General features: G+C 66.3%; 7 protein-coding genes and 1 pseudogene. 5 read left to right on the plus strand and 3 right to left on the minus strand.

Annotated elements, in window-relative coordinates:
• Nucleotides 1-223: 223 nt before the first annotated feature.
• Nucleotides 224-1135 carry a DMT family transporter gene (locus tag RT567_RS11585; RefSeq protein ID WP_313576504.1) on the minus strand — a complete coding sequence of 304 codons (912 nt, stop codon included), beginning with the start codon at nt 1133-1135 and terminating at the stop codon, nt 224-226.
• Between the two features lie 85 nt (nt 1136-1220).
• Here RT567_RS11585 and RT567_RS11590 point away from each other — a divergent pair, with 85 nt between their 5' ends.
• The 4 genes from RT567_RS11590 to RT567_RS11605 all read left to right on the plus strand — a co-directional run bounded on the left by RT567_RS11590 (nt 1221) and on the right by RT567_RS11605 (nt 4657).
• Complete coding sequence (locus tag RT567_RS11590) at nt 1221-1703, plus strand: Lrp/AsnC family transcriptional regulator (RefSeq protein WP_125899929.1); 483 nt, start codon at nt 1221-1223, stop codon at nt 1701-1703.
• A 101-nt stretch (nt 1704-1804) separates the two neighbouring features.
• Nucleotides 1805-2794 (plus strand): cysteine synthase A, encoded by a 990-nt coding sequence (cysK, locus tag RT567_RS11595; RefSeq protein ID WP_313576505.1) that lies wholly within the window; start codon nt 1805-1807, stop codon nt 2792-2794.
• Between the two features lie 58 nt (nt 2795-2852).
• Nucleotides 2853-4070 (plus strand): DUF2336 domain-containing protein, encoded by a 1218-nt coding sequence (locus RT567_RS11600; protein WP_313576506.1) that lies wholly within the window; start codon nt 2853-2855, stop codon nt 4068-4070.
• Between the two features lie 164 nt (nt 4071-4234).
• Nucleotides 4235-4657: a MucR family transcriptional regulator gene (locus tag RT567_RS11605; protein ID WP_313576509.1), complete on the plus strand. Its 423-nt coding sequence runs from the start codon at nt 4235-4237 to the stop codon at nt 4655-4657.
• Nucleotides 4658-4753: 96 nt separating this feature from the next.
• Here the strand turns inward: RT567_RS11605 and RT567_RS11610 are convergent, their stop codons facing one another.
• On the minus strand, nt 4754-5206 hold the full coding sequence (locus tag RT567_RS11610; RefSeq protein ID WP_313576507.1) for a hypothetical protein: 453 nt from the start codon (nt 5204-5206) through the stop codon (nt 4754-4756).
• A gap of 160 nt (nt 5207-5366) precedes the next feature.
• Here RT567_RS11610 and RT567_RS11615 point away from each other — a divergent pair, with 160 nt between their 5' ends.
• Nucleotides 5367-6155 (plus strand): WecB/TagA/CpsF family glycosyltransferase, encoded by a 789-nt coding sequence (locus RT567_RS11615; RefSeq protein WP_313576508.1) that lies wholly within the window; start codon nt 5367-5369, stop codon nt 6153-6155.
• Between the two features lie 139 nt (nt 6156-6294).
• Here the strand turns inward: RT567_RS11615 and RT567_RS11620 are convergent.
• Nucleotides 6295-7167 (minus strand): annotated as a pseudogene (locus RT567_RS11620) (chromosome segregation protein SMC); the annotation flags it as partial.

The following is a 7167-nucleotide window of genomic DNA, read 5'->3' on the forward strand; positions in this document are numbered from 1 at the left end:
GGCGGCCCGCCCCCGGCGCTGGAGGCGCAGCGCGCCCGTCTGCGCGCCGTGGTCAACGGCCCGGCCGTGGAGGAATGGACCGAGTTCTAGAAGCTAGAACAGCAGTTTCACCGCCGCCCGCATCAGCAAGGTCAGCACGGCGCCGAACACCAGGCAGGCGATCAGGTTCGGGATCGGCCGTTGCAGCCGGGACAACAAGAACTTCATCGAAGCGCGCCTGTGGTCAGGCCGGGGCGGCCGGATCCTGCAGCGGCTGATCTTCGTCCGACGGAGAGGTCAGGACCGCGCCGACCGAGGCGGTGATGATGGCGGCGATGGCCAGCCATTGCAGGGTGCTGAGGTGCTCGCCCAGGACGAACAGGCCGGCCAGGGCGCCGATGGCCGGATCGCCGCTGACCGCCACGCCGAAGGTGCGCTTGGGAATGTGGCGCAGGGCGATCATGTCCAGCGTATAGGGCAGGGCGCTGGACACCAGGGCGACCACCAGACCCAGGACCAGAATTCTCGGGTCGAACAAAGCCAGGCCCGCGCCGGCGATGCCGAACGGCACGACCGCCATGGCCGCCACCGACATGCCGATGGCGACCGTCGCGCCGCTGGGCAGGTGGCTGACGCGCTTGCCGAAGACGATGTAGCCGGCCCAGAACACCGCCGCCGCCGCCGCATAGGCGCAGCCGACCGGGTCCAGCGTCGCCACGCTGCCGTCCAGCGGCAACAGCAGGCCCAGACCCAGGATCGCCAGACCGACCCAGGCGAAGTGGATCAGGCGGCGCGAGTTGAACAGGGCGACCGACAGCGGTCCCATGAACTCGATCGCCAACGCCACGCCCAGCGGAATGGTGTTCAGCGCCATGTAGAAGCTGAGGTTCATCAACCCCATGACCGCGCCGTAGATGGCCAGGGCGCGCAGGTCGCTGCGGGTGAAGGCGGTGCGCCAGGGCCGGAAGACCAGCAGAAGGAATATGGCCGACAGCCCCACGCGCAGGGCCGCCGTCCCGGCCGGTCCGACCATGGGGTACAGGGTCTTGGCGAAGGAGGTGCCGGCCGAAAGCGACACCATCCCGCCGATCAGGGCGAGATAGGGCAAAATGGCCGCGATGCGCGGCGTGCGAAGGGCGAGCGTCAGGGAGGACATGGCGCGGAACCTAGCCAAAACCCGCCTGCATTTCTCGCTGATTTCACCTGCCATCATGCAAGAAACAGGCGTATGTTTGCATCAAATGCAAGAAAACATCGATCTCGATTCCTTTGACCGCCGGCTGCTGGCTCTGGTCCGCCGCGACAATCTTCAGCCCGCGCGCGTGCTGGCGGAAAAGGTCGGCCTGTCGGAATCGGCGGTGTCGCGACGGCTGCGGCGCTTGCGTGACGAAGGGGTCATCATCGCTGATGTCTCCGTGGTCGATCCCGCCCGGCTGGGCCGCGCCCTGACCATGCACGTCCTGGTCGAGATGGAGCGCGAAGGCACCGCCGTGCTGGACGCCCTGATCGACAAGCTGACCGCCCGGCCCGAGGTTCAAGCCGCCTGGTATGTGACCGGCGATACTGACCTGATCCTCTATGTCGTGGTGCCGACGATGGAGGCCTATGAGGTCTTCACGCGCGAGATGCTGAACGACGACGCGCGCGTGCGGGCCTTCAAGACCCTGATCTCGATCCGCGAAGTCCTGCCCTTCGATCCCGCCCGCCGCGCCCTGGCGCGATGAGATCATCTAAAGCCTGCGTCAGAATTCCTGCGCGGGCCTGCTTTGCTCACGGCGTATAAGGCTTATCTGTTGAGCCGACACCGCCGCACGGAGACCTTCCCATGTCCGACGCTTCTCAAGCCGCCTATGACGCCAGCCGCCACAAGAAGGCGGGGCGGGGCCGGGTCTATGACAGCATCGTCGACACCATCGGCGACACCCCTTTGGTGCGGCTGCCCAATCTGACGGCGGCGCTTCAGCCCAAGGCCACGGTGCTGGCCAAGCTGGAGTTCTTCAACCCGATCGCCTCGGTCAAGGATCGCATCGGCGTGGCCATGGTCGAGGCGCTGGAGCAACTGGGCCGGATCAAGCCGGGCGCGACCCTGATCGAACCGACCAGCGGCAACACCGGCATCGCCCTGGCCTTCGTCGCAGCGTCCAAGGGCTATAAGCTGATCCTGGTCATGCCCGAGAGCATGTCGATCGAGCGGCGCAAGATGCTGGCCCTGCTGGGCGCAAAGCTGGAGCTGACGCCCGCTGAAAAGGGCATGAAGGGCGCTATCGCCCGCGCCGAGGAACTGCTGACGGAAATCCCCGGCTCGGTCAGTCCGGCCCAGTTCGAGAACCTGGCCAATCCCGCGATCCATGAGGCCACGACGGCCGAGGAGATCTGGAACGACACGGCCGGGGCCGTGGACGTGGTGGTGTCCGGCGTCGGCACCGGCGGCACCATTACCGGCGTCGGCCATGCGCTGAAGGCGAAGAAGTCCTCGGTGAAGATGATCGCGGTCGAGCCTACGGCCTCGCCCGTGCTGTCGGGCGGCGCGCCGGGTCCGCACAAGATTCAGGGCATCGGCGCGGGCTTTATCCCCGCCGTGGTCGACCGCGCGGTCATCGACGGGGTGGAGCAGGTCACCAACGAAGACGCCTTCGACATGGCCCGCCGCGCCGCGCGCGAGGAAGGCATCCCGGTCGGCATCAGTTCGGGCGCGGCCCTGACGGCGGCCTTCCGCCTGGCGGCGCAGGATGAGTATGCGGGTCAGACCATCGTGGCCATCATCCCCAGCTTCGCCGAGCGCTATCTGTCGACGGCCCTGTTCGAAGGGCTGTAACGGCGCTTCAGGCCGCAACTGCACTGCTGGTTAACCGCTGGCGTCTAGGCTGCGGGCCATGGGCGAGATCCAGGCCAGTTTGGAAGAGGCGCGTGCGCCTCGCAGCCGCACGGCGCGGCAGGTGCTGTTGCGCCGACTGGCCGATGTCGTCAGCCTGCCGGCCAGCCGGATCAATGCGTTCGAACGGGCGGTGGCCGGCGACTTGCTGGTCGATGTCCTGCGCCCGGCGCCGCTGGAGGAACGCCGCCGCGTATCCCTGCGGCTGGCGCCCCTGGGCGAACTGCCGGATGCGTTGAAGCGCCTGCTTATTCGTGACGAGCCTCAGGTGGCCGCGCCCTTGCTGGAAGACTGCGCCGCCTTGTCGGATGCGGACCTGATCGGCTGCGCGCGAGACGCCACGACCCAGCATCGCCTGATGATGGCGACGCGGCGCGACCTGTCCGAGGCCGTGACGGACACCCTTCTGAGTTGGGGCGAGGAGGCGGTCATCGCCCTTGTTCTGGCCAATCCCTCCGCGCGTCTGACCCAGACCAGCCTGGAGGGGGTGATCGCTCTCAGCCGTTCGTCGCGCGACCTGTGCGCGGCCTTGCTGAAGCGGCCCGAGATGAGGCCCTCCGGCGCCTATGTCATGTTCTGGTGGTGCGGGCCGGACGACCGACGCCTCATCCTGCAACGGTTCGCCGTCTCGCGCGAAGTGATGCAGACCAGTGTTGAAGATGTCTTCGCCCTGGCGGCGGCCGAGGGGTGGGACGACCCTGTGGCGCGCAAGGCCCTTCAGTTTATCGAGCGACGCCAGAGAAACCGCGCAGCGATCGAGAAGAGCCCCTTTACTGATCTTGAAGCCGCCGTCATGGCGGCCGCGACGCAGGGCCTGTCGCGCGAACTGGTCAGCGAGATCGGCTATCTGTCCGGCGTCAAACCGTTGACGGCCGCCAAGATCATGGGCGATCCAGGCGGAGAACCCGTGGCTATACTGTGCAAGGCGACGGGGCTGACACGGCCAAATCTTCGGGCCTTGTGGCGATCCATGCGACGGCCCGAGACGACCGCTGACGGCGCGGTGCATCCCGACTGGGAGCGAGTTCAGCTGACCTATGAAATGTTGGCGGTCGATCGTGCTCAGACAGTGCTGCGTTACTGGAACTGGTCGTTGTCATCGGCCCTGACGCCAGCCTTGTTGCGTGCGATCCGTGATGGAGAAGACGAGGCGATCGACGAATACTCGGCGCCTGAGCGTGCTGCGGCTCTCGCCTTGGCGGATAACTTCGGTCGTTGAAATCGCCATTCCTGTGCGAGCTGAATTCAGGCGCTGATTTCGCTTCATAAGCGAGCAACGTGTGTTGCATTGCTTTCAACATGAAACATACGTATGAAACTGATCGACGGCAGGTCGATTCAGATCAGTCGATTGAAATTGGGGCATGCAAGAGGCTGATGCAGATGGAAGAAAAACCCGAACTGCTCGAGATGACCGCTGACATCGTGTCGGCCTATGTCAGCAACAACACCGTTTCGGCTGACGCCGTGCCGGGTCTGATCGCACAGATTCACGCCGCTCTGTCGGGCGTTTCGGTTGCGCCGATCGAGCCTGAGCCCGAGCCCCAGGAACCGGCGGTCCCGGTTCGCAAGTCGATCACGCCTGACTTCCTGATCTGCCTGGAAGACGGCCGCAAGTTCAAGTCGCTGAAGCGTCACCTGCGCACCAAATACAACATGAGCCCCGAGGAATACCGCGCCAAGTGGGGTCTGCCGAAAGACTATCCCATGGTCGCCCCGAACTACGCCAAGGCGCGTTCGGAACTGGCCAAGCAGATGGGTCTGGGCCAGGGCGGCCGTAAGCCGGCCCGCACGTCGCGTAAGTAACTCTCTTCGCGACCAAGATATGAAGCGCCCGCTCTTCGATCGAAGAGGGGGCGTTTTGCTGTCAGACGATCTTATCTGGCCTGTAGAGCAAGACGTTTAGTCTTCCAGCATCCGCGCTCGCCCGATGTGGACGGCCTCGGCGGTGCTGCGAACGGTTGGTGATGGCGTGGTCCCGCCGCAGGCGACGGCGGCCAGTTCGTCCGCGTCTCCGCCGGGAGCGATGGCGTAGGGCGGGGCGGTTTCGGCGGTGCGCGGCCCTTCCGTCCCATCGGCGCGCAGGGAGGCGAAGTCGAGGCGGTCGGCCGTGCGCGCGGCGCAGTCGAACCGCCACCAGGACCAGCCGCCGACATAGGCGACGCCGCCGATCATCATGTCTTCTTCGCTGACCTGAAGCGATCGCATTCGCACGCCGGCGTCGTCGGGCGTGATCGACGCCCGATCCGCGAAGATCGCGAACCGGCCCACGCCGGTCAGGGCCAGATCCATGGCGGGCGGCGCTTCCGATGGAGCGACGGCGAGGGCGGCGGTCAGTAGGAGGATGAGCGACAAGATGACTTCCTTTACGTGACCAGAGAGGCGGCGACGGTTAACCCTGTCCGCATACTCGCCGTTGAAACGGCTGCGCTAGACAGGTCGCATGTATCACGCGCCTTCCGGTTTCGATCCTTCCGGCTCTTCGCCTGGCCTGCGGCCAAGCGATCGTGCGCCGTTGCGTCGGACACGCCGTGCCGAAGAACGGATCACTCTGCTGGGCGAGCCGGTCGATCTGGTCCGCCCTGAAGAGGTGATGCTGCACCTCGAACACTGCGTCGAGGCGGGCGTACAGAGCATCGTCGCCAACCACAATCTGCACAGTCTCTATCTGATCCGGCGCACGCCGGGGATGCGGCGCCTGTATGACGCGGCCGATCTGATCGAGCTGGACTCGACGCCGCTGATCCATTTCGCGCGCGTTCTGGGCTATCCGGCAGGGCCGCAGCATCGCTGCACCTATCTGGACTGGCGCGATCATTTCTGGAGCCTGGCCGACCGCAAGGGTTGGCGCGTCCTCTATGTCGGCGGCGAGGACGGCGTGGCCGAAGAGGCGGCGCGGCGACTGACGGCCCGCTATCCGAACACGATGGTGAAGGGGCTCACGGGCTATTTCGACGCCACGCCGGGGTCTTTGGGCAATACGGCGGTTTTGGCGGCGATCAAGGACTTCGCCCCGCACGTGCTGTTCGTCGGCATGGGCATGCCGCGTCAGGAACTGTGGATCGCGGACAATCTGGCCTCCCTGCCGCCGGTCCCGATCCTGCCGGTCGGCGCCGCCTTCGACTATGAGGCCGGGGTGCAGAAGGCTGCGCCGCGCTGGATGGGGCGGCTGGGCGTCGAATGGCTGTTCCGCCTGTTCGCCGATCCGAAACGGCTGTTCACCCGCTACTGCGTCGAGCCGTGGTTCCTGATCGGCCCGGCGCTGGGCGACGTGCGAGAGGCCCTGCGGCGCAAGCAGCGTTGAGCTTTTCCTCCCCATGAAATGGGGAGGGGGACCGCGAAGCGGTGGAGGGGCTTACGGCAGCAGAACCAAACAGCCCCTCCGTCTCGTCCGCTTCGCGACCGATCCACCTCCCCATTTCATGGGGAGGAGAGACGTCGCGTCACGCCGTCACAATCTCTTCAGCCTGATCCAGGTCGACGCTGACCAGCTGGCTCATGCCGCGCTCGGGCATGGTGACGCCGTAGAGGCGGTCCATCCGGCTCATGGTCACCGGGTTGTGGGTGATGACGATGAAGCGCGTGTCGGTGCGGCTGCGCATTTCGTGCAGCATCCGGCAGAAGCGGTCGACGTTGGCGTCGTCCAGCGGGGCGTCGACCTCGTCCAGCACGCAGACCGGCGCTGGATTGGCCAGGAAGACGCCGAAGATCAGCGCCGCCGCCGTCAGGGCCTGCTCGCCGCCGCTCATCAGGCTCATGACCGACAGCCGCTTGCCGGGCGGGCAGGCGTAGATCTCCAGCCCCGCCTCCAGCGGATCGTCGCTCTCGACCAGTTTCAGCTCGGCCTGACCGCCGCCGAACAGGGCCTCGAACAGGGTCTTGAAGTTGGTGTTGATGACCTCGAAGGCCGCGATCAGCCGCTCGCGCCCCTCGGCGTTCAGTTCGTCGATGCCGTCGCGCAGTTTGGCGATCGCTTGGGTCAGGTCGATGCGCTCGGTCTTCATGGCGCTGAGGCGGTCGCCGTATTCGGTCGCCTCTTCCTCGGCTCGCAGATTGACCGCGCCCAGCGCCTCGCGCTCGCGCTCAAGGCCATAGAGCAGGCTTTCGGCGCCTGCCGCGTCCGGCGGACGGGCGATGGCGTCGTCGGTCAGCTTCTTGCCGAGCTCCTCGGGCGACATCTGCGCTGTCTCGCGGATGTTGGCCGCGCTCTCGGTCAGTTTTTCGGCTGCGGCCTCGGCGCGGGCGGAAAGACCCGCCCGGCTCTCGCGGGCCTGAGAGGCGGCGGTCTCAGCGGCGCGGGCGGCGCGGTCAGCCTC

Origin of the sequence: Brevundimonas sp., from assembly GCF_032107865.1 — a bacterium.
Taxonomy (GTDB): domain Bacteria; phylum Pseudomonadota; class Alphaproteobacteria; order Caulobacterales; family Caulobacteraceae; genus Brevundimonas.

Coding starts and splice junctions, on each gene's coding strand:
- RT567_RS11585 (WP_313576504.1), bottom strand. CDS start 1,135: ATGTCCTCCCTGACGCTCGCCCTTCGCACGCCGCGCATCGCGGCCATT.
- RT567_RS11590 (WP_125899929.1), top strand. CDS start 1,221: ATGCAAGAAAACATCGATCTCGATTCCTTTGACCGCCGGCTGCTGGCT.
- cysK (WP_313576505.1), top strand. CDS start 1,805: ATGTCCGACGCTTCTCAAGCCGCCTATGACGCCAGCCGCCACAAGAAG.
- RT567_RS11600 (WP_313576506.1), top strand. CDS start 2,853: ATGGGCGAGATCCAGGCCAGTTTGGAAGAGGCGCGTGCGCCTCGCAGC.
- RT567_RS11605 (WP_313576509.1), top strand. CDS start 4,235: ATGGAAGAAAAACCCGAACTGCTCGAGATGACCGCTGACATCGTGTCG.